The sequence below is a fragment of the Stenotrophomonas sp. PvP093 genome (assembly GCF_017876915.1).
Taxonomy (GTDB): Bacteria; Pseudomonadota; Gammaproteobacteria; order Xanthomonadales; family Xanthomonadaceae; genus Stenotrophomonas; species Stenotrophomonas muris.
In genome coordinates, this window is the sequence record NZ_JAGIOX010000004.1 from 3,960,783 (window position 1) to 3,981,226 (window position 20,444).

The window sequence follows — 20,444 nt, forward strand, 5'->3', positions numbered from 1 at the left end:
GGTCACCAGGAAACGGCAAGGCTGGCGGAGAGGGTGCGGCCCGGGCTGGTATAGCGGTCCAGCACGCGGCTGCCCGGCGACAGCGTCGAACCCACGTTGGACCAGTCGATGTAACGCTTGTCGCCCAGGTTGAACACGCCGACGTTGAAGGTGGCGCCCGGGGCGAAGTTCCAGTGCGCCATCAGGTCGGCCACGCCGTAGCCGGCCGGGCGGTACACCGTGGCGGCGGTGACGCGGTCCTTGCGCTTGACGAAGGTACCGGCCAGTTCGACACCCCAGGTGTCGGTGTCGTACATCAGGCCGACGGTGCCACGCAGCGGGTCGACCGAATCCAGCGGGGTGTCTTCGGTCCTGTTGTCACCGCGCGACCAGGCCACCGAGCTGCGCAGGGCCCAGCCCTGCAACGCCGGGCTGATCTGGCCGAAGTCGACGCCGGCCTTCATCTCGGCACCGTAGATGCGCGCATCCGCGATGTTGCGCGACTGGAACACCATCAGGCCCTGGGCGTTGGTGCCGAGCAGCGACTGCGACTCGATGAAGTCCTTGTACTCGTTGTAGTAGCCGCTGAGGCTGACGTAGGCCGCTGGCGACAGGAAGCGCAGCCCCAGCTCCATGCCGTCACTGGTTTCCGGCTTCAGGTCCGGATTGGGAATGGCGGTGTAACCGAAGGCGAAGTTGGTGAAGCCCAGGTTGACGTCGTTGTACGGCGGCGAGCGGAAGCCATGCGAATAGCCGGCAAACAGCGACCATTCGTCGGTGAAGCGATAGACCATGCCCAGCTTCGGCGAGACGCTGGTCTTGGTCAGCCTGGCCACCGCAACGCCGGGATTGTCGTCGGCGAAGATGCTGTCCACCTCCGGCTTCAGCTCGTAGCGGTCCACGCGCACGCCCGGCACCAGCGACAGCTTGCCGTTGGCCATGCGCATTTCGTCCTGTGCGTACAGGCCCAGCTCGGTGGTCTTGCTGATCGGGAAATCGCGCACCGGGAAGGCGTCGGGCAGGATGGTGGTGCTGGTCTGGCCATTGGCGAGCACCTGGTAACCGTCGCGCTTCTGGCGGATCTCGGTATGCGCGCCCTCGAAACCGTAGGTCAGCGCGTGTTCGACGCTGCCGCTGCTGAACGCCTTGTTGAACTGCGCCTGCAGGCCGTAGACGCGCTGGTCGAAGTTGAACGCGCGGTGGCGGCGGCTGCGGTTGGCGCGGTCCTCATCGGTGATCTGGGTGGTTTCGCTGTGCTGGGTATACAGCTGCCAATGCAGGCTGTCGGCGAAGCCCTTGTCCAGCGCATCCATTTCATGGGCGAACGACACGCGGGTGCGGTTCTGCGTATCGCGCGCCTTCATGCCGGTGGTGGTGGTGCGGTCGATCGAGGACAGCACGTTGGTATCGGTGTTGTCTTCGTTGCCTTCCACGGTCAGGCGGAAGCGCTGGTCCTGGCTGGGTGCATAGACCAGCTTGGCCAGGCCACTGCGACCATCGCGGTCCTGCGGGTTGGGCGCGGTGCGGGTATTGTCGAGGCTGCGTACATCACCCTTGTTGCCGGTTTCCTGGCCCTGGCGATGGTTGATGTTGACCATGCCGCTCCAGTGTTCGCCGCCGAACGCGCTGGTCACGCCGCCGAGCAGGCCCTTCCACTCACCGTCGTAGCCGAACTTCAGGCCGACGTAGCTGTCCTTGCCATCCTTCAGATAATCGGCCGGATCCTTGGTGACGAAGGCCACCACACCCCCGAGCGCGTCGGACCCATACAGCGAGCTGGCCGGGCCGCGCACGATCTCCACGCGCTTGAGCGTATCCAGATCGGTGAAGTTGCGGTTGGCGTTGGAGAACGAGCCGATGTTGAAGCTGGTGGGCATGGCGATGCCGTCGGTCTGCACGCGCACGCGGTTGCCGTCCAGGCCACGGATGCGGATGCTGCCAAGGCCGAAGCGCGCGGCGCTGCGGCTGACCGACAGGCCCGGCTCGTAGCGCAGCAGATCCTTGATGTCCTGCACCAAGTGCCGGTCCATCTGCTCGCGGTCGATGACGTCCACGGTGGCCGCCACATCGCTCACCGCCCGCTCGGTGCGGGTGGCGGTGACCTGCACACGGTCGAATTCGCGCGCATCGGGCGCGGCGGTGGCCGTGGCAGCAGCATGGGCGGACAGCGGCAGGGCCATCCAGACGGCAAGGCAAAGGGCGGTAGGGCGGGTCATCGGGTTCGTTCGGTCAGGCAGGGGAACCCCCGGTTACCGGCACACCCGGAGGGTGCACGCGGTAGACCGAGGGGGAGAGAGCGGGAGCGGACCGATCGCCCACCCTGCCGGCGCGGCCGGCAGGAGGGAGGGGGGCGGGCGACCAGGCCGCGATTACTTGGTCAGGATCAGCTTGTCGTTGCTGGTGTGCCGCAGACGATAGAAGCGGTCGCCGTGCTGGATCAGGATTTCACGACGGCCCTTGAGCAGGGCTTCGCTGTCGATGACCTCTTCCGGCGGAACGACACGGACCGGACGATCGCGGAGGGTCAGCGTTTCGGGGCGCAGCAGTACAGGTTGAGCATTCATGAGCATCTGGACTCGTGCGAGGGACGAGTCAAATGATAATGATTCTCAGTTGACAATCAACAACCATTCTCAATTTGATTGATGAGATTAATGATCGAATTCTGAAATTCGATAGATCATGCCAATCAAATGGCGACGCAGCCGTGTAGAGTCGACTCTACCGAGGCCCCCGAGGCCCGGTCGGCCCCCGGGTTCAGGCGAAGGCGGCTTCGACGTCGACCCAGCCGGCGGCGTCGACCTGCTCCAGCACCTCCAGCGCCTGCAGGTTCTGCAGCAGCTGGCTGACCCGGCTGGCACCGAGGATCACGCTGGAGACGTTCGGGTTGCGCAGGCACCAGGCGATGGCCAGCGTGGCCGGCGCCTGCCCCAGCGCACGCGCCACCTCGCTGAAGCGGCGCACCTGGGCCAGGCGGGCCTCGGCGTCGTCACCCAGCACCAGCGCCTGCAGCCATTCCATGCCCTCGCGGCCCAGCCGCGCATCGGCCGGAATGCCCTGGTCGTACTTGCCACTCAGCAGGCCCGAGGCCAGCGGCGAGAAGATGGTGGTGCCCAGGCCGGCACCGGCATAGAGCGGCGCGTACTCGACCTCGACCCGTTCGCGGTGCAGCAGGTTGTACTGCGGCTGCTCCATCGACGGGCCCTGCAGGTTGCGCGCCTCGGCGATGTCCAGCGCCTGCTGGATCTGCACCGCCGACCACTCCGAGGTCCCCCAGTAGAGGATCTTGCCTTGCCGCACCAGGGTATCCATGGCATGCACGGTCTCGGCGACCGGCGCGTCCGGATCCGGGCGATGGCAGTAATAAAGGTCCAGGTAGTCCACCCGCAGGCGCTTGAGCGCCGCATGGCAGGCGTCGGTCACATGCTTGCGCGACAGGCCGCGCTGGGTCGGCCGCGGGTCCTTGGCGCTGCCGAAGAACACCTTGCTGGAGACGCAGATGCCGTCGCGCGGCAGCCGCAGGTCGGCGATCACATCGCCCATCACCTGTTCGGCGCGGCCGTTGGCATAGCCCTCGGCGTTGTCGAAGAAGTTGACGCCGTGGTCCCAGGCGGCGGCCACCAGGTTGCGGGCCTCGTCGCGCGGGATCTGGTCACCGAAGGTCACCCAGGCGCCGAAGGACAGGGCGGAAATCGGCAGGCCGGTGGAGCCCAGGCGACGGTATTGCATGCGAATCTCCTGCTGCGGGCCCGCATCCGGGCCGGGATCGAGCCCCATTCTACCTGCCGCCGCCGGCCGCAAGCCCTTGCCGTTGCTGGCCTGATCGGTACCGATAGATGCGCGCACGCTGCTTTTTCTTGCCCCGGCCCCTGCCCTGCACTAGGCTTCCCGTTTTTCGCGACGCCCCAGGGGAGTCACTCACATGGTCGAAGGTTTGGGCAGGATCGGCTTCGGCCTGTTCGGGTTGGCGGTGCTGATCGGCATCACCTGGTTGTTTTCCAACAACAAGCGTGCGGTTGACTGGAAGCTGGTTGCCACCGGTATCACCCTGCAGATCGCGTTCGCGGCGCTGGTGATCCTGGTGCCGGGCGGCCGCGACGTGTTCGATGCGCTGGGCAAGGGCTTCGTCAAGGTTCTCAGCTTCGTCAATGAAGGCTCGGGCTTCATCTTCGGCTCGTTGATGGACACCAAGAACTACGGCTTCATCTTCGCCTTCCAGGTGCTGCCGACCATCATCTTCTTCTCGGCGCTGATGGGGGTGATGTACCACCTCAACGTCATGCAGGCGATCGTGCGCGTGATGGCGTGGTCGATCACCAAGGTGATGCGCGTGTCCGGCGCGGAAACCACCAGCGTCTGCGCCAGCGTCTTCATCGGCCAGACCGAGGCGCCGCTGACCGTGCGCCCGTACATCGCCAGGATGACCCAGTCCGAGCTGCTGACCATGATGATCGGCGGCATGGCCCACATCGCCGGCGGCGTGCTGGCGGCCTATGTGGGCATGCTCGGCGGTGGCGACCCGGCGCAGCAGGCCTTCTACGCCAAGCACCTGCTGGCAGCGAGCATCATGGCCGCACCGGCCACCCTGGTCGTGGCCAAGCTGCTGATTCCGGAAACCGGCACCCCGCTGACCCGCGGCACGGTGAAGATGGAAGTCGAAAAGACCTCCAGCAACATCATCGACGCGGCCGCTGCCGGTGCCGGTGACGGCCTGAAGCTGGCGCTGAACATCGGCGCGATGCTGCTGGCCTTCATCGCCCTGATCGCGCTGCTGAACGCCCCGTTGACCTGGATCGGCGAGGTGACCGGCCTGGCCGCTGCCATCGGCAAGCCGACCAACCTGTCGACCATCTTCGGTTACGTGCTGGCCCCGATCGCCTGGGTGATCGGTACCCCGTGGGCTGATGCCACCACCGTCGGTTCGCTGATCGGCCAGAAGGTCGTGATCAACGAATTCGTCGCCTACACCGAACTGTCGCAGATCGTGAACGGCCAGGTGGCCGGCGTGAGCCTGTCCGAGGAAGGTCGCCTGATCGCCACCTACGCGCTGTGCGGCTTTGCCAACTTCAGCTCGATCGCGATCCAGATCGGCGGCATCGGCGGCCTGGCCCCGGAACGTCGCCACGACCTGGCCAAGTTCGGCCTGCGCGCGGTGTTGGGCGGTACCATTGCCACCTTCATGACGGCGACCATCGCCGGCGTGCTGACGCACTTCAGTTGAACCCTTGGTTGAGAAAAGATTCCCTATGAGCAGCAGTGTCGTTGTCGTCGGTTCCTTCAATGTCGATCACGTGTGGCGGTGTGAGTCGCTGCCGGCACCGGGTGCGACCATTGCCGGCCGCTACAGCACCGGCCCCGGGGGCAAGGGCTTCAACCAGGCGGTGGCGGCCTGCCGCGCCGGTGCCGACACGCACTTCGTGTGCGCGTTGGGCGATGACGCCGGTGGCGCCACCGCGCGTGAACTGGCTGCGCAGGATGGCTTCGCGCTGATCGCCGAGGCCAGCAGCGAACCGACCGGCACCGCGGGCATCTACGTGGACGCGCGTGGCCGCAACACCATCGTGATCGGCCCGGGTGCCAACGCCGCGCTGGGCACCGATTTCCTGCAACAGCGGCAGGCCCTGCTGACCCGCGCCAAGGTGGTGCTGGTGCAGCTGGAATCGCCGGTGCAGACCATCGAAGCGGCGCTGGCCACGGCCCGCGAGGCCGGTGTCACCACCGTGCTCAATACCGCACCGGCCGACGCGCCCTCGACCATCGGCCTGCTCAAGCTGGCCGATGTGATCACCCCGAACGAAACCGAGTTCGCTGCCCTGCTCGGCCGCCATGTCGGTGAGCGCGTGGATGCCAACGACGTCGCCGCGCTGGATGGCGCCAGCCTGCACGCGCTGTGCCGCAAGCTGGTCGGCAACGGCACCGTGGTGGTGACCCTGGGTTCGGTGGGCGTGTTCGTGTCGCATGCCGACGAGAACCTGCGCGGCGATACCCAGCCGTACTACCGCGTGGGTGCCGAACAGGTGCAGGCGATCGACACCACCGGTGCCGGTGACGCCTTCAACGGTGCGCTGGCCGCGTCGCTGGCGCAGGTGGCCGACGCCCCGTTCGCCCGCCACGTGCGCTTCGCCAACCAGTTCGCCGGCCGTTCGACCGAGAAGGAAGGCGCCGCTGCGGCGATGCCGCGCTTCACCCCGGCCGACGCTGAAACCAGGTAATTCCACGCCACGCGTGGATGACGAGGCCCGGGTGTGCAGACACCCGGGCCTTTCTTTTGCCCATTGCCCAGCCCCTGCGACCGCCTGTCGCATTGCCCACATCCTGCCCCTCGCCCACCATCCGCGCAGCTTCCTCGCACGGGCAGGACATGGACGGATTCCCCTGGCTGCTGGTCGCGGCCGCCGGCAGCGCCGTGGCGGCGCTGCTGCATATCGGCTGCATCGCCTTCGGCGCCGCGTGGTACAGGTACTTCGGTGCCGGCCAGCGCGTGGTCCGGCTGGCGCATGCGGGGCACTGGTGGCCACCGCTGATGACTGCGGTCATCACTGCCGTGCTGGTGGCCTGGACCCTGTACGCACTGGCCGCCGCGGGCTGGCATTCGCCGCTGCCGGCCAGCCGCCTGGTCCTGCCCGGCATCGCCGCGCTGCTGTTGCTGCGTGCCGCGATGGGCTTCGGCCTGGCGCTGTTCCGGCCGGGGTACAACGGCACGCGCTTCTGGGCGGTCAGCTCGCTGGTCTGCCTGGGCCTGGGGCTGGCCTTCGCGCTGGGTACCCGCCAGGCCTGGCAGAGCCTGGGTTAGCCGCCCACCATCGCCCGCCCGTGGGGCGGCGGAAGCAACCGTCAAGCATCTGCTGATGCCGGTACGGCATGAGGTCGGTGCCGATCGGCCTGAACCGGACCACGCCCGGCACGGCCGTACCGCCGCCCGCGCCCTACAATGGGCGCATGCAGATCGGCCCGTACACCATTGCCCCCAACGTCGTGCTGGCACCCATGGCCGGCGTCACCGACAAGCCCTTCCGCCTGCTGTGCAAACGGCTGGGTGCGGGACTGGCCGCCTCGGAAATGACCATCAGCGACCCGCGCTTCTGGAACACGCGCAAGTCGATCCACCGCATGGACCATGACGGCGAGCCGGCCCCGATCAGCGTGCAGATCGCCGGCACCGAGCCGCAGCAGCTGGCCGAGGCCGCGCGCTACAACGTCGACCACGGCGCGCAGATCATCGACATCAACATGGGCTGCCCGGCCAAGAAGGTGTGCAACGCCTGGGCGGGCTCGGCGCTGATGCGCGACGAGCAGCTGGTGGCGCGCATCCTCGAAGCCGTGGTCAACGCAGTGGACGTGCCGGTCACGCTGAAGATCCGCACCGGTTGGGACTGCGACCATCGCAATGGCCCGGTGATCGCCCGCATCGCCGAGGCGAGTGGCATCGCCGCGCTGGCCGTGCATGGCCGCACCCGCGACCAGCATTACACCGGCCAGGCCGAGTACGCCACCATCGGCGAGATCAAGGCTGCGCTGCGCATCCCGGTGATCGCCAACGGTGACATCGATTCACCGCAGAAGGCCGCCCACGTGCTGCAGCAGACCGGGGTGGATGCAGTGATGATCGGCCGCTCCGCGCAGGGCCGGCCGTGGATCTTCCGCGAAGTGGCGCACTACCTGGCCACCGGCGAGGAACTGCCACCGCCGTCGCTGGCGGAAGTGCGCGACATCCTGCTCGGCCACCTGCATGCGCTGCATGCGTTCTATGGCGAGCCGCAGGGCGTGCGCATCGCGCGCAAGCACCTGGGCTGGTATGCCAATGACCGGCCGGAGAACGCCGCGTTCCGCGCGGTGGTCAACCGTGCCGAAGACCCGCAGGGCCAGATCGCGCTGACCACCGAGTACTTCGACCGCCTGATCGCCGGGGAACCGGCGCTGTCTTCGGCCGCCTGACCGCCCCCGCCGCGTCGCAACGTCGAGCCTGCTCGACCGAATTGAACTCCGAGAGCCCGCCTCCATGACCCCGCCGATCTCCTCTCCGACCTACCTGCACGGATTTTCCGGCACCGAACAGCAGCGCCTGATGACCCAGGCCCGGCTGCTGGAATCGAGCATCTTCGGCCAGATCGACTACAGCGGCGCGCGGCGCCTGCTGGAAGTCGGCAGTGGCGTCGGTGCGCAGACCGAGATCCTGCTGCGCCGCTTCCCCGAGCTGCACGTGACCGGCGTGGACCTGAGCGAAACGCAGCTGGCCACCGCGCGCGAGAACCTGGCGCGCACGCCGTGGTGCAGCGACCGATACACCCTGCAGCAGGCCGACGCCGGCGAGCTGCCGTTCGAGGCACGCAGCTTCGACTCGGCGTTCCTGTGCTGGGTGCTGGAACACGTGCCTTCACCGGCGCGGGTGCTGAGCGAAGTGCGCCGCGTGCTGGCACCGGGTTCGCCGGTCTACATCACCGAAGTGATGAATGCCTCGTTCCTGCTCGACCCGTACTCGCCGCACATCTGGCGCTACTGGATGGCCTTCAACGACTTCCAGTACGACCATGGCGGTGACCCGTTCGTCGGTGCAAAGCTGGGCAACCTGCTGCTGGCCGGCGGCTTCCGCGACGTGCACACCGAGATCAAGACCATCCACCTGGACAACCGCGAACCGGCGCGTCGCAAGACGATGATCGCGTTCTGGGAACAGCTCCTGCTGTCGGCCGCCGACCAGCTGCTGCAGGCCGGCTCGGTGGACGAGGAAACCGTGGAAGGCATGCGCCGCGAGTTCCGCCTGGTGCAGAACGACCCGAACGCGGTGTTCTTCTACTCGTTCGTCCAGGGCCGCGCCACGGTGTATTGATCCGGTGTTCTGCTGCCGATCGGGGCCGTAGAGCCACGCCATGCGTGGATCCAGTGATCAATGCACGGCGGTGTGGTCGGCCGCGCCCGGCGCCGCCGCCGGCTCCTGCCAGATCCGCTGCCACATCGCCGCCAGGCGGCGACCGGCGTCGGCACGCGCGGCGGGACTGCTGTAGTCCACCCGCACCTGCTCGGGAACGATCGCCCGCCACTGCCCGTCGGCCTGCCCGGCCACGACGAAGTTGAAGGTGTAGTCCGGCTCCAGCCCCATGCGCAGGTCACTCAGCACCAACCGGCCGTCAACCACCTGCGCACGCATGAAACCGCGGTTGAACCACGTCAGCTGCTGCACCGCCGGGATGGCCTGCGCTTCGCGCAAGGCCTGTACGTTGGACGCATGGCCTTCGAACCGCATCGGCCCGTGGTCGGCCACCAGCGAGCGGTCACCCACCACGTAGCCATTGGGCGTCATCGCCACCACCCGCCACAGCAGGGTGTTGAACGGCATCGGTACCGAGAAGCGCGGCGCATCGCCCAGGCCCATCGCGGCCAGGCTCTGCTGTGCGGCACGGTCGACCTGTGACTTGGCGATCAGGCCCCAGCCCAGGTAGCCACTGCTGAGCAGCAGGGCCACGCCCAGCACCTTGCCCGCCCAGGGCCGGGCGCGGCCGAACCAGGCCAGCACGCAGCCCAGCAGAAGCCACACCGTATACCCCGGGTCGATGATGAAGACACTGGATCCCATGGTCGGATGCGGGCGCAGCGGCCACCACAACTGGGTGCCATACACGGTGAACGCATCCAGCACCGGATGGGTGACCAGCGCCAGCTGGATCGCCCAGAACCAGCGCAGCGGTGACTGCGCGACGCGGCCATTGCCGAAGCGCTTGAACAGCCACCAGATCAATGCCGCCACCCATGGCAGTACCAGCAGCGAATGACTGAAACTGCGGTGCTCGATCATGTTCGCCACCGGATCGGCTGCGGTGAAACCGAGCCACAGCGCGTCGAGGTCCGGCAGGGTGCCAAGCGCGGCACCAGCGAGCAGGGCCGCGCGGCGATGTCCGGGCGGGGCGATGGCAGCGGCGACGGCGCCACCGAGCACGATCTGGGTCAGGGAGTCCATGGGCCGATGCTAGCGGCTTGCGGGCGGTGCATGTAGAGCCGAGCCCATGCTCGGCTGCGCTTCGTTCGGCGCCACGTCAGCCGAGCATGGGCTCGGCTCTACAGTAGGACAGACGCGGGTTATGCCGCCTGCGACAACCGCGCGCCTGGCAGTTCCACCAGGGTCTGGCCGTTGTGGTCGAGCAGGCGCAGCGCACCATCATGGTCCTCTGCCAGTGCGGTCAGGCTCTCCACCCAGTCGCCGTCGTTGGCGTAGACCAGGCCATCGCGTTCGACCAGCGCCGCGCGGTGGATGTGGCCGCAGACGATGCCATCCAGGCCGCGCCGGCGCACGTCGTCCAGCCCGGCCTGCACGAAGCGCTCGATGTAGCGTTCGGCGGCCCCGCTGCGCTTCTTCAGGAACTCCGACAGCGACCAGTAGCGCATGCCAAGCCGGCGCCGTACCGCGTTCAGCGCCTGGTTGCCGGTCAGGATGCGGTAGTACAGCCAGTCGCCGAACTTTTCCTGCAGGCCACCGAAATGGGTCACGCCGTCGTAGTCGTCGCCATGCGCGACCAGCAGCCGGCGGCCATCGGCGGTCACGTGGATGGCACGGCGGCGCACCTGCATGGCCGGCAACATCAGCCCGCACACCTGGCGCAGCGAGGCATCGTGGTTGCCGGGAATGTAGATGATCTCGATCCTTGCACGGCGCAGCGCGTGCAGGGCCTGGATGACTTCGCTGTGCGACTGCCGCCAGTTGGCGCGGCGATGCGCCATCCACCACAGGTCAATGATGTCGCCGACCAGGTACAACCGCTCGCAGCGCAGCTGCGAGAGGAACCGCGCCAGTTCGGTGGCGTGGCAATGACGTGAGCCCAGGTGCACGTCGGAGACGAACACTGCGCGCCGGTGCGGCGACAGGTTCGCCAGCGTGCTCATGCCGGCGCACCCGCGTCGCGCAGATAGCGTTTGCGCTTGTTCGGCCGGATCGCGCACAGGTCCACTTCGATCAGGCCGTCGATCGAATCGCTGAAGTCCGGGTCCACGCCGAAGGCGAGGAAGCGCGCGCCGCCGGGTTCGCACAGATCGGTGTACTGGCGGTACAGCGTCGGCACGCCGGTACCCAGTGCGGCCAGGTTGGCCTTGAGCACATCGAACGCGGCACCCGCATCCAGCTCGCCGAAACTTGGCGGTGCGGCGAAGTACTGGAAGGGGCGGTTCGATTCGGCCAGCCCGGCGGTTCCGCCGTAGTAGCGCTGGTAGTAGGCCACCAGCTGCTCGCGCGCATCGCGCGGCAGCGCTGCGCTGATCGAGACCGCGCCGAACAGGTAGCGGATGCCCGGCCGGCACTGCAGGTAGGCGCCGATGCCCTGCCACAGGTAGTCCAGGCTGCGGCTGCCCCAGTAATCGGGCACCACGAAGCTGCGGCCCAGCTCCAGGCCCTCGGCAATGTGGGTGATGGCATCGTCGGAATAGCGGAACAGCGACGCGCTGTAGAGCCCGGACAGGCCGTGCCGGGCCAGGGCCTGGGCGCCGCGCATGATGCGGTAGGCACCGGCAATGCGCTGCGCCGCCGCGTCCCAGATCACGATGTGCTCGTACTGCGGATCGTAGGCGTCCAGGTCGCGGCTGCGCCCGGTGCCCTCGCCCACCTGGCGGAAGGTCAGCTCGCGCAGGCGGCCCAGTTCCAGCAGCAGCGGTGAATCGGCGGTACAGGTCGCCAACAGGATCTGCTTGCCATCGGCGGTCTGGCCCAGCTGGGTGGCCGCGGCAATGCCGGCGGCGACCTGCGAAGGCGGCACCGGAGACGCCAATGGCTCGGGGCCAGCGCAGGCAGCGGCATTGCCGGCCGCGCCGTTGCGGCCCAGCGCGTACAGCGCGCGGCGCACCGCCAGCAGCTGTGCGCCCGGGTCACCGCCCTTGCCCAGCTGCATCGGCTCGCCGATGCTCAGCCGCAGCGGGCGGCCACGGCGGGTGAACATTTCGCGCGCCAGCAGCGCAGTGCCGGCCGGCTTGAACAGGGTCGAGGCGCCGTAGAACAGCGCCGAGTTGCGCGCTTCCACCCGCACCGGCAGCACCGGCGCAGCGGCCGCGCGGGCAAAGCGGACGAATCCCCGCTGCCAACGGCCATCGCGGATGCCGCGCAGCGACAGGCGCGAGACCTCGCCGGCCGGGAACACGATCACGCACTGCTCGGCGGCCAATGCTTCCTCCACCGCATGCAGGCTGCCGCGCCGGGCCTTGCCACCGAGGATGCGCACCGGCAGCAGCAGGTCCTGCAGTGGCGCGATCGCCCCCAGCAGGTCGTTGGCCACGATCCGCACGTCGCGGCGGATACGGCCAACCGCGTCCAGCAGTGCGAGGGCATCCAGTGCCCCGGAGGGGTGGTTGGCGACGATCAGCAGGCGGCCGGTGGCCGGGATCCTGGCCAGCGCGGCCGGATCCACCTGGTACTGGCCGCCGATGAATTCCAGGCCGGCGGCGACGAAACCGAAGCCGCGCAGTCCTGAGCTGCGCTGCAGGAAGGCTTCGATCTGGTCCAGGCGCGACCAGCGCCCGACGCTGCGCAGCAGCGGCCGCGCCAGTTGGCCGCGACGGCCATGGAACCAATCGGGGAAACGTTGCTGGAGACGCTGTTCGAGTTCCTGCATGGCGGATCCACTGATGCCCGGCGGCCGGATTGGCCGACAGCCTGCGCCCGGCAGGCGGCAGCCAGATGGCGGTTTCGGGGCAGAACGATGACGGCCGGCCCGCCTTCGCGGCGAGGTCGCCGCCTGCGCGGTCGGGGCCGGCAGCCGTCCCGTCTGTTGTCACGCTGGTGGAACACTGGGCCTCAAGGCTGGGCCCCAATCCCCAAGGGACGGCCCCTCCAGGCCTACGCGGGCTTAACCACCGGCAACCGGCACAGGTTCACAATGCACAGGCGGCGCACCCCGTGTATCATGCGCGCCCATCTTTCCATCCGAATCAAGGGATATTACGCCTGATGTCCAGCTATCTCTTCACCTCCGAGTCGGTCTCCGAAGGCCATCCGGACAAGGTTGCCGACCAGATCTCCGATGCGGTGCTGGACGCGATCCTGACCCAGGACCAGCGCGCCCGCGTGGCCTGCGAGACCATGGTCAAGACCGGCGTTGCCATCGTGGCCGGTGAAATCACCACCAGCGCCTGGATCGACCTGGAAGCGCTGACCCGCAAGGTCATCACGGACATCGGCTACGACAGCTCCGACGTCGGTTTCGACGGCGCCACCTGCGGCGTGCTGAACCTGATCGGCAAGCAGTCGCCGCACATCGCCCAGGGCGTGGATCGCAAGAAGCCGGAAGAAATGGGCGCTGGCGACCAGGGCCTGATGTTCGGCTATGCCACCAACGAGACCGACAGCTACATGCCGGCCGCGATCCACCTGTCGCACCGCCTGGTCGAGCAGCAGGCCAAGATCCGCAAGAAGAAGAACTCGCCGCTGTCGTGGCTGCGTCCGGACGCCAAGAGCCAGGTCACCCTGCGCTATGAAAACGGCGTGGTCTCGGCCATCGACGCCGTGGTCCTGTCGACCCAGCACGCCCCCGGCATCAAGCAGAAGGACCTCATCGAGGCCGTCCGCGAAGAGATCATCAAGCCGGTGCTGCCGGCCAAGTGGCTGCACAAGGGCACCAAGTTCCACATCAACCCGACCGGCAAGTTCGAGATCGGTGGCCCGGTGGGCGACTGCGGCCTGACCGGCCGCAAGATCATCGTCGACACCTACGGCGGCTGGGCCCGTCACGGTGGTGGTGCCTTCTCCGGCAAGGACCCGTCCAAGGTCGACCGTTCGGCAGCCTACGCGGCCCGCTACGTCGCCAAGAACGTGGTGGCCGCCGGCCTGGCCGACCGTTGCGAAGTGCAGGTCTCCTACGCCATCGGCGTGGCTGAGCCGACCTCGATCTCGGTCACCACCTTCGGCACCGGCAAGATCAGCGACGACAAGATCGAGAAGCTGATCCGCAAGCACTTCGACCTGCGCCCGTACGGCATCATCAAGATGCTGGACCTGGTGCACCCGATGTACCAGCAGACCGCAGCCTACGGCCACTTCGGCCGCAAGCCGAAGGAGTTCAGCTACCTCAACGGCGAAGGCGAGACCGTCAACGCCACGGCCTTCTCCTGGGAGAAGACCGACCGCGCCGCCGCCCTGCGCGCCGATGCGAAGCTGAAGTAAGAAACACGAAGGGCCGCTCACGCGGCCCTTCTGCTTTCTGGTAGAGCCGGCCGCTGGCCGGCTTTTTCATGGCCTTCGGAAACAATCGCGTGATTGCCGGCCAGCGGCCGGCACTACCCGGTTGCCGATACAATCGCCGCATGTCGACCGAACTGAAAACCCACCAGCTGTCCATGACCGTGCTGATGTCGCCGGAGATGGCCAATTTCTCCGGCAAGGTCCACGGCGGCGCCATCCTGCGCCTGCTCGACCAGGTTGCCTACGCCTGCGCCAGCCGTTACGCCGGCAGCTACGTGGTCACCCTGTCGGTGGACCAGGTGATGTTCCGCCAGCCGATCGCGGTGGGCGAGCTGGTCACCTTCCTGGCCTCGGTGAACCATACCGGCACCTCGTCGATGGAGATCGGCATCAAGGTGGTGGCCGAGGACATCCTCAAGCGCAGCGTGCGCCACGCCAACAGCTGCTTCTTCACCATGGTGGCCGTGGATGAGGAAGGCCGGCCGACGCCCGTCCCGCCCCTGCAGCCGGCGACGTCCGACGAGAAGCGCCGCCAGGCCGCCGCGCAGATCCGCCGCCAGCTGCGCCAGGAAATGGAACAGCGCCATCTGGAACTGCTGGCATCGAATCCGCCGTCACCGGAGGAATGAGGTAGTGCCGGCCGCTGGCCGGCAACCTCGCGCGTGCTGCCGGACATCATGAGGTTGCCGGCCAGCGGCCGGCACTACCATTGCGAATTCGCCGGGCCATGCCCGGCGGATGCGGATCAACCGGTGTTCTGCACGCCCTGCGCAACACCGTTCACGCAGGCCACCAGCGCGCGCAGCAACCCGTCATCCTCGCGCCCGCTGGCCCGCCAGCGCTGCAACAGGTCCACCTGCAGCACGCTGATCGGATCGACGTAGGGATTGCGCAGGCGGATCGACAGCGCCAGCCGCGCATCGTGGTCGAGCAGCGTCCGCTGGTCCATCAGCGCCAGCAGCCAGTGCCGGGTGAGTTCCAGTTCGCGCTGCACCTGCGGGAAGAAGTGCCCGTGCAGTTCACCCGACAACAGCGAAAACTGCTCGGCGATGGTGATATCGCCCTTGGACAGCACCATCGCGATGTCGTCCAGGAAGGTGCGGAAGAACGGCCAGTCCCGCGCCATCTCGCGCAGGGTCTGTTCGTGGCCGGCATCAACCGCCGCCTGCAGGCCACTGCCCACGCCGTACCAACCGGGAATCACCGCGCGCGCCTGGCTCCAGGCGAACACCCAGGGAATCGCACGCAGGTTGCCCAGCGCGGCGTCCTGGCCGAGCCGGCGCGATGGCCGCGAGCCCAGAGTCATGCGTTCGATCACGTCGATCGGCGTGGCGGTGCGGAAGTAGTCCATGAAACCGGCCTGGCCAACGAACGCGCGATACACCTCGCTGCTGGCCGATGCCACCGCGTCCATCACCGGTCGCCACTCATCCTCGCGCGGCTCGGCGGCACGCGGGCGCAGGCTGGCACGCAGCACCGCACCGGTGGCCTGCTCCAGCGAGCGCAGGGCCAGCGCACGGATGCCGTACTTGCGATGGATCACCTCGCCCTGCTCGGTCACCCGCAGGCGGCCATCGATGCTGCCGCGCGGCGATGCGTCCACCGCGTGCGTGGTCTTGCCGCCACCGCGGCTGATCGAGCCGCCACGGCCATGGAAGAAGGTCAGGCGGATGCCGGCCTCGGCCGCCACCTCCAGCAGTTCCACCTGTGCACGCTGCAGGCCCCAGCGCGATGCGGCGATGCCACCGTCCTTGCTGCTGTCCGAATAGCCCAGCATCACCATCTGCACGTCATCGCGTGCTTGCAGGTGCGCGCGATAGATCGGGTCGGCCAGCAGATCACGCAGGGTCGCGGTGCCGCGCTTGAGGTCCTCCACCGTCTCGAACAGCGGCGCGATATCCAGCGGTACTGATCCGTTCTCTTCCACCAGGCCGCCACGGCGCGCCAGCGCCAGCACCGCCAGCACGTCGCTGCGGTCATGTGCCATCGAGATGATGTAGCTGCCCAGTGCATCGCCACCATGCCGCGCACGGGCATCGGCCAGCGCGGCGAACACGGCGTCCAGTCGCCGGTTGCCTTCGTCGTCGCCCTTCGGCAACGGCGCGTCACCACTGGCATGCGGCGCCAGCAGGCGCGCGCGGCCCACTGCATCCAGGCCGTCCCACGCTGCGTCGCCGCCCAGCACCGTGGCCAGCGCGCGCGCGTGCACGCTCGATTCCTGGCGCACGTCCAACCGCGCCAGGTGGAAGCCGAAGGTCTTCACCCGCCACAGCAGGCGCTGCACGGCGAAGCCACCGGCATGTTCGCCGCGGTTGGCGCGCAGGCTGTCGAGGATCAGCTGCAGATCGTCGATCAGTTCGTCCGGACCGGCGTAGGCGCCTTCGCCGTCATCCAACGTGGCCTGCAGGCGTGCACGCATGCGGTCGTTGAGCAGGCGGTACGGCATGTCGGCATGGCGCGGGCGCGACTGCACCTGCGGCAGCAGCTGCTGGTAGTGCGCCACGCGCGCCTGCAGCGCCTCGCTCACGCCCACCCGCTCGGTGGACTGGCTGAGCAGGCTGGCCAGCTGCAGCAGTTCCTTCTGGTAGCGACCCAGCACGGCCTGCCGTTGCGCGTCCAGCGTAGTGCGGATGGTGTGGGCATCCACGTTCGGGTTGCCGTCCATGTCGCCGCCCACCCACGTACCGAAGCGCAGCAGGCGCGGCAGCGGCAGTTCTTCGCCGTAGGTATCGCGCAGCGCCTGCTGCAGCGATTCGTACAGCACCGGGATCACCCGGTACAGCACCTGCACCAGATAGAAGCCGACGTGCTCGCGCTCGTCATCGACGGTAGGCCGCACCGGCGAGGAATCGGTGGTTTGCCACGAAGCGGTCAGCGCCATGCGGAAGCGCGCAGCATCGGCGGCCGCTTCCCCCGGCGTGCGCTGGCCGTCGAGGTTGTCGACCAGGCTGGCCACCATCAGCTGCTCTTTCTCCAGCAGCGCGCGGCGCACCGCTTCGGTCGGGTGCGCGGTGAACACCGGTTCGATGTCGATGCGCGGCAGCCACTGCGCCAGCTCATCCAGGCCCACGCCCTGCGCCTTCAGGTGCTGCAGCGCATCCTGCAGGCCGTCGGGCTGCGCCCCGGCGGTACCGGCACGCTGGTAATCACGGCGGCGGCGGATGCGATGCACGCGCTCGGCGATGTTGACCACCTGGAAGTAGGTGCTGAAGGCCCGCACCATGGTCTCGGCCTGCTGCGGCGTGCGCCCGGCCAGCCCTTCGGCCAGCTCCGACAGCGGCGCCTGGTTCTCGCGGCGGGCAATGGCGCGGGTGCGCACGTCCTCGACATCGTCGAGAAAAGCGGCCGAAACCTGTTCGACCAGCAGGTCACCGACCAGTGCGCCGAGCCGGCGCACGTCATCGCGAAGCGGAAGATCGGGGGAAGCAAACTCGATGCTGCTGCGGTACTCGTTCATCGGCGACGCACAGGCCTCGGTCAACGGATCCAGACCCCAAGCCTATCCCAGATCGGGCGTCGTGCTGCGATGCAAGAATGGTTTCATCTGCACGTATCCATGGCGGACGCAGCCGAGCATGGGCTCGGCTCTACAAGCGTCATGGCGCGTGACACCGTGTAGCGCCCGAGCCCATGCTCGGGCGGCGGCGCAGCCGCACAGGCGGCCGCTGTTGCAGCGGCCACCCTCATGCACGTATCAGCGCTTCTTCTTCGCCGTGCCCTGCTCGGCCGGGCCGATGGTCTGCTCCAGCCAGCGCTCGCTCTCGGCCAGCATGGTCATGATCGATTCGCGTGCGCGGTAGGCATGCGATTCGTTGGGCAGCATCACCAGCCGCGCGGTGCCACCCAGGCCTTTCACCGCGGCGAACATGCGCTCGCTCTGGATCGGGAACGTGCCGGAGTTGTTGTCGTCCACGCCGTGGATGAACAGGATCGGATCCTTGATCCTGTCGGCGTAGTTGAACGGCGCCATCTTCTGGTAGACGTCCTGCGCCTGCCAGTAGTTGCGCTCCTCGGCCTGGAAGCCGAACGGCGTGAGCGTGCGGTTGTAGGCGCCGCTGCGCGCAATGCCCGCCTTGAACAGGCGGGTGTGTGCCAGCAGGTTGGCCGTCATGAACGCACCGTACGAATGGCCACCAATGGCGATGTGATCGCGGTCGGTCACGCCACGCCGCACCACTTCATCCACGGCCGCCTGCGCATTGGCCACCAGTTGTTCGATGTAGGTGTCGTTCGGCTCCTTGTCGCCCTCGCCGATGATCGGCATCGACGGGCTGGCCAGCACCACGTAACCCTTGGCCAGGAACGCCTGCGGACCCCAGTAGCTGACCGCATTGAAGCGATACGGCGAATCGGTCACCTGGCTGGCCGCGGCCGCGCTCTTGAACTCGCCCGGGTAGGCCCACATCAGCAGCGGGCGCGGGCCGTCGCGCTTCGGGTCGTACCCCGGCGGCAGCAGCAGGGTCGCGGTCAGGTCGACGCCGTCCTTGCGCTTGTAGCGGATCTGCTCCTTCTGTACACCCTTCAGCTGCGGCAGCGGATGCGCGAAGTGGGTCAGCGCACGCGGCGCAGCACCGGCATCGGCCAGCGACTGCACGTAGAAGTTGGCCGGCTCGTCCGGGCTTTCGCGGCTCAGCAGCAGCGAGCTGCCCTGCTTGTCAAGCAATGCCACCGGCAGCGAATAGCTCGGCGCCTGCGAGTGGAACAGGCGCGTTGCCTTGCCCGTGGCGATGTCGAAGCGGTCCACGAACGGACGGTCGCCTTCCGGCGAAGCACCGGCGCCGGCCAGGTACAGGCTGCCGCCATCGGCGCTGGTCTGCAGCAGCGAACGGCCGCGCTCGTTGCTGGCCCGCAGCGGCCGGCCCGGATCGGCGTAGCGGTCCTGCGCATCGCGATCCCACAGCAGGCGCGGTTCGGCGCTGGCATTGTCCGGGGCGATCAGCCAGGTCCTGGTCCTGCGGGTCTTCCACCACGATTCGGTCAGCAGGGCCAGGTCGCCACGGCCCCAGCTGATACCGGCCAGGCGGCTGCCCAGCTGGGCCAGCGTCACCGGCGGCGTGTCGAACGGCGCGGCCTGCATCAGCACCGCATCGCGCACCTTGGCATCCCTGTTCGGGTCGCCACCATCCTGCGCTTCGGCCCAGACCAGGGTCGCGTCGGCATCACCACGCCAGCCGATGTCACGCACGCCGGTCACTTCGGCGTCGTTGCCGGTCGGCAGGCCTTCCACCAGCGGACGCACGGCCACGGTATGCACCAGCTTGCCGCTGGCACGGTCGATCACTTCAATGCGGCGCGGGAAACTGCTCACCGGCACGACGTAGGAATACGGGCGCTGCACCGGCTGGCGCAGCACGAAGCGGCCATCCGGCGACACGGAGAAGCCCATGAAGATGCCGGCCGCGCCGATCGGGCGGGTGCTGCCATCCAGGCTGACTTCCACCGGCTGTGTGGTGGCGTAGTAGTCGAACTGGCGCGCGTCAGCCTCGTTCTTCAGCAGGTCCTGGTAGGTACGGATCGACACCACGCCATCGCCCCGGCGGGTCTGCTGCACGGCCGGGCCGGTCGGGATGCCGTCGGTGGCCGGGGCCGCACCGAGGTTGGCCGGGCGGGTGAACACCACCAGCCCGCGGCTGTCCGGCAGCCACTGGTAACCGCTGCCGATCACCGTGTTCAAGCCGGCAACCAGGCGGCGGGCGCTGCCGGCGGCCACGTCCACCAGCCACAGTTCGTTGGCGCCGCTGGTGGCGTCGACCTGGTTGAAAGCGAGCCACTTCTGATCCGGAGACCACATCAGGCTGGCGATCGACAGCGTGGCCGGCAGGCCGCTGATCTGCCGTTCCTTGCCATCGGCCACGTTCATCAGCCACAGCTTCTCGCCGAAGCTGAAACGGCTGTCGGAGAACGTGCGCGGGTTGATGCGCAGGCCGGCCAGCTTCAGTTCCGGCTGCGCCACCACCCGGATCGACGGCAGCGACGGCATCTGCATCAACGCGGCCATGTCGCGGCGAGGCGACAGGTGCAGCGACGGCGCGCGCGGTGCGTCGACCACCGCCTGCAGCGCCGCCGAGGGCAGTTCGTAGCCATTGGCACCCTGGGCCTGTGCTGCAGCGGGCTGTGGGGCCAGCGCCCAGGCCAGCGGGGCCACGGCCAGCAGTCCCATCGACAGGACCAGGCCGGTCCAGCGCCGCGTACGGCGCGCGTGCATGCTCATCGTTCTACCTGCGTGATGCGTGAAAGCATCGACCTTAACAGGCCGTGCACGCGCCCCCATCTGCCGATGGTTGGGTCATCCGGATGTCATGCCGGGGCCGCGATA

The 20,444-nt window shown here is 68.0% G+C and carries 15 protein-coding genes; 7 read left to right on the top strand and 8 right to left on the bottom strand.

What is annotated here, in order from left to right; all coding sequences use genetic code 11:
* Positions 1-2: 2 nt before the first annotated feature.
* The 3 genes from J3A72_RS21240 to J3A72_RS21250 all read right to left on the bottom strand — a co-directional run bounded on the left by J3A72_RS21240 (position 3) and on the right by J3A72_RS21250 (position 3,708).
* Positions 3-2,159 (bottom strand): TonB-dependent hemoglobin/transferrin/lactoferrin family receptor, encoded by a 2,157-nt coding sequence (locus J3A72_RS21240; protein ID WP_209572156.1) that lies wholly within the window; start codon positions 2,157-2,159, stop codon positions 3-5.
* Positions 2,160-2,348: 189 nt separating this feature from the next.
* Positions 2,349-2,543: a hemin uptake protein HemP gene (locus tag J3A72_RS21245; protein ID WP_005412278.1), complete on the bottom strand. Its 195-nt coding sequence runs from the start codon at positions 2,541-2,543 to the stop codon at positions 2,349-2,351.
* A gap of 193 nt (positions 2,544-2,736) precedes the next feature.
* Complete coding sequence (locus tag J3A72_RS21250; RefSeq protein ID WP_032956745.1) at positions 2,737-3,708, bottom strand: aldo/keto reductase; 972 nt, start codon at positions 3,706-3,708, stop codon at positions 2,737-2,739.
* Between the two features lie 193 nt (positions 3,709-3,901).
* Between J3A72_RS21250 and J3A72_RS21255 the strand changes: the two genes are divergently transcribed.
* The 5 genes from J3A72_RS21255 (at position 3,902) to J3A72_RS21275 (ending at position 8,806) form a co-directional block, all read left to right on the top strand.
* Complete coding sequence (locus J3A72_RS21255; RefSeq protein WP_014645968.1) at positions 3,902-5,200, top strand: nucleoside transporter C-terminal domain-containing protein; 1,299 nt, start codon at positions 3,902-3,904, stop codon at positions 5,198-5,200.
* 25 nt (positions 5,201-5,225) lie between these two features.
* A complete protein-coding gene (locus tag J3A72_RS21260) occupies positions 5,226-6,191 on the top strand; it encodes a ribokinase (protein ID WP_075076545.1) in 966 nt (321 codons plus the stop codon).
* 149 nt (positions 6,192-6,340) lie between these two features.
* Positions 6,341-6,772, top strand: coding sequence for a hypothetical protein (locus J3A72_RS21265; RefSeq protein ID WP_014645966.1), 432 nt, complete (start codon positions 6,341-6,343; stop codon positions 6,770-6,772).
* A gap of 146 nt (positions 6,773-6,918) precedes the next feature.
* Positions 6,919-7,914 carry a tRNA dihydrouridine synthase DusB gene (dusB, locus tag J3A72_RS21270; protein ID WP_075076552.1) on the top strand — a complete coding sequence of 332 codons (996 nt, stop codon included), beginning with the start codon at positions 6,919-6,921 and terminating at the stop codon, positions 7,912-7,914.
* Between the two features lie 64 nt (positions 7,915-7,978).
* Complete coding sequence (locus J3A72_RS21275; protein ID WP_005415318.1) at positions 7,979-8,806, top strand: class I SAM-dependent methyltransferase; 828 nt, start codon at positions 7,979-7,981, stop codon at positions 8,804-8,806.
* Positions 8,807-8,863: 57 nt separating this feature from the next.
* Here J3A72_RS21275 and J3A72_RS21280 read toward each other — a convergent pair whose 3' ends face one another.
* From J3A72_RS21280 to J3A72_RS21290, 3 genes are all read right to left on the bottom strand, one after another.
* Positions 8,864-9,931, bottom strand: a complete 1,068-nt coding sequence (locus J3A72_RS21280; RefSeq protein ID WP_014645964.1) for a metal-dependent hydrolase — start codon at positions 9,929-9,931, stop codon at positions 8,864-8,866.
* 119 nt (positions 9,932-10,050) lie between these two features.
* The gene (locus J3A72_RS21285; RefSeq protein ID WP_075076544.1) at positions 10,051-10,851 is read right to left on the bottom strand and encodes a UDP-2,3-diacylglucosamine diphosphatase; all 801 of its coding nucleotides are present in this window, start codon (positions 10,849-10,851) and stop codon (positions 10,051-10,053) included.
* The gene (locus J3A72_RS21290) at positions 10,848-12,563 is read right to left on the bottom strand and encodes a lysophospholipid acyltransferase family protein (protein WP_075076543.1); all 1,716 of its coding nucleotides are present in this window, start codon (positions 12,561-12,563) and stop codon (positions 10,848-10,850) included. Before J3A72_RS21290 ends, J3A72_RS21285 begins: the two co-directional genes overlap by 4 nt.
* Before the next feature lie 335 nt (positions 12,564-12,898).
* Here J3A72_RS21290 and metK point away from each other — a divergent pair, with 335 nt between their 5' ends.
* Complete coding sequence (metK, locus tag J3A72_RS21295) at positions 12,899-14,110, top strand: methionine adenosyltransferase (protein WP_010481882.1); 1,212 nt, start codon at positions 12,899-12,901, stop codon at positions 14,108-14,110.
* 140 nt (positions 14,111-14,250) lie between these two features.
* Complete coding sequence (locus tag J3A72_RS21300; protein ID WP_010481883.1) at positions 14,251-14,757, top strand: acyl-CoA thioesterase; 507 nt, start codon at positions 14,251-14,253, stop codon at positions 14,755-14,757.
* Between the two features lie 116 nt (positions 14,758-14,873).
* Here the strand turns inward: J3A72_RS21300 and ppc are convergent, their stop codons facing one another.
* Positions 14,874-17,585, bottom strand: coding sequence for a phosphoenolpyruvate carboxylase (gene ppc / locus J3A72_RS21305; RefSeq protein WP_032956706.1), 2,712 nt, complete (start codon positions 17,583-17,585; stop codon positions 14,874-14,876).
* Positions 17,586-17,822: 237 nt separating this feature from the next.
* The gene (locus J3A72_RS21310; RefSeq protein WP_075076542.1) at positions 17,823-20,339 is read right to left on the bottom strand and encodes a prolyl oligopeptidase family serine peptidase; all 2,517 of its coding nucleotides are present in this window, start codon (positions 20,337-20,339) and stop codon (positions 17,823-17,825) included.
* Positions 20,340-20,444: the final 105 nt, after the last annotated feature.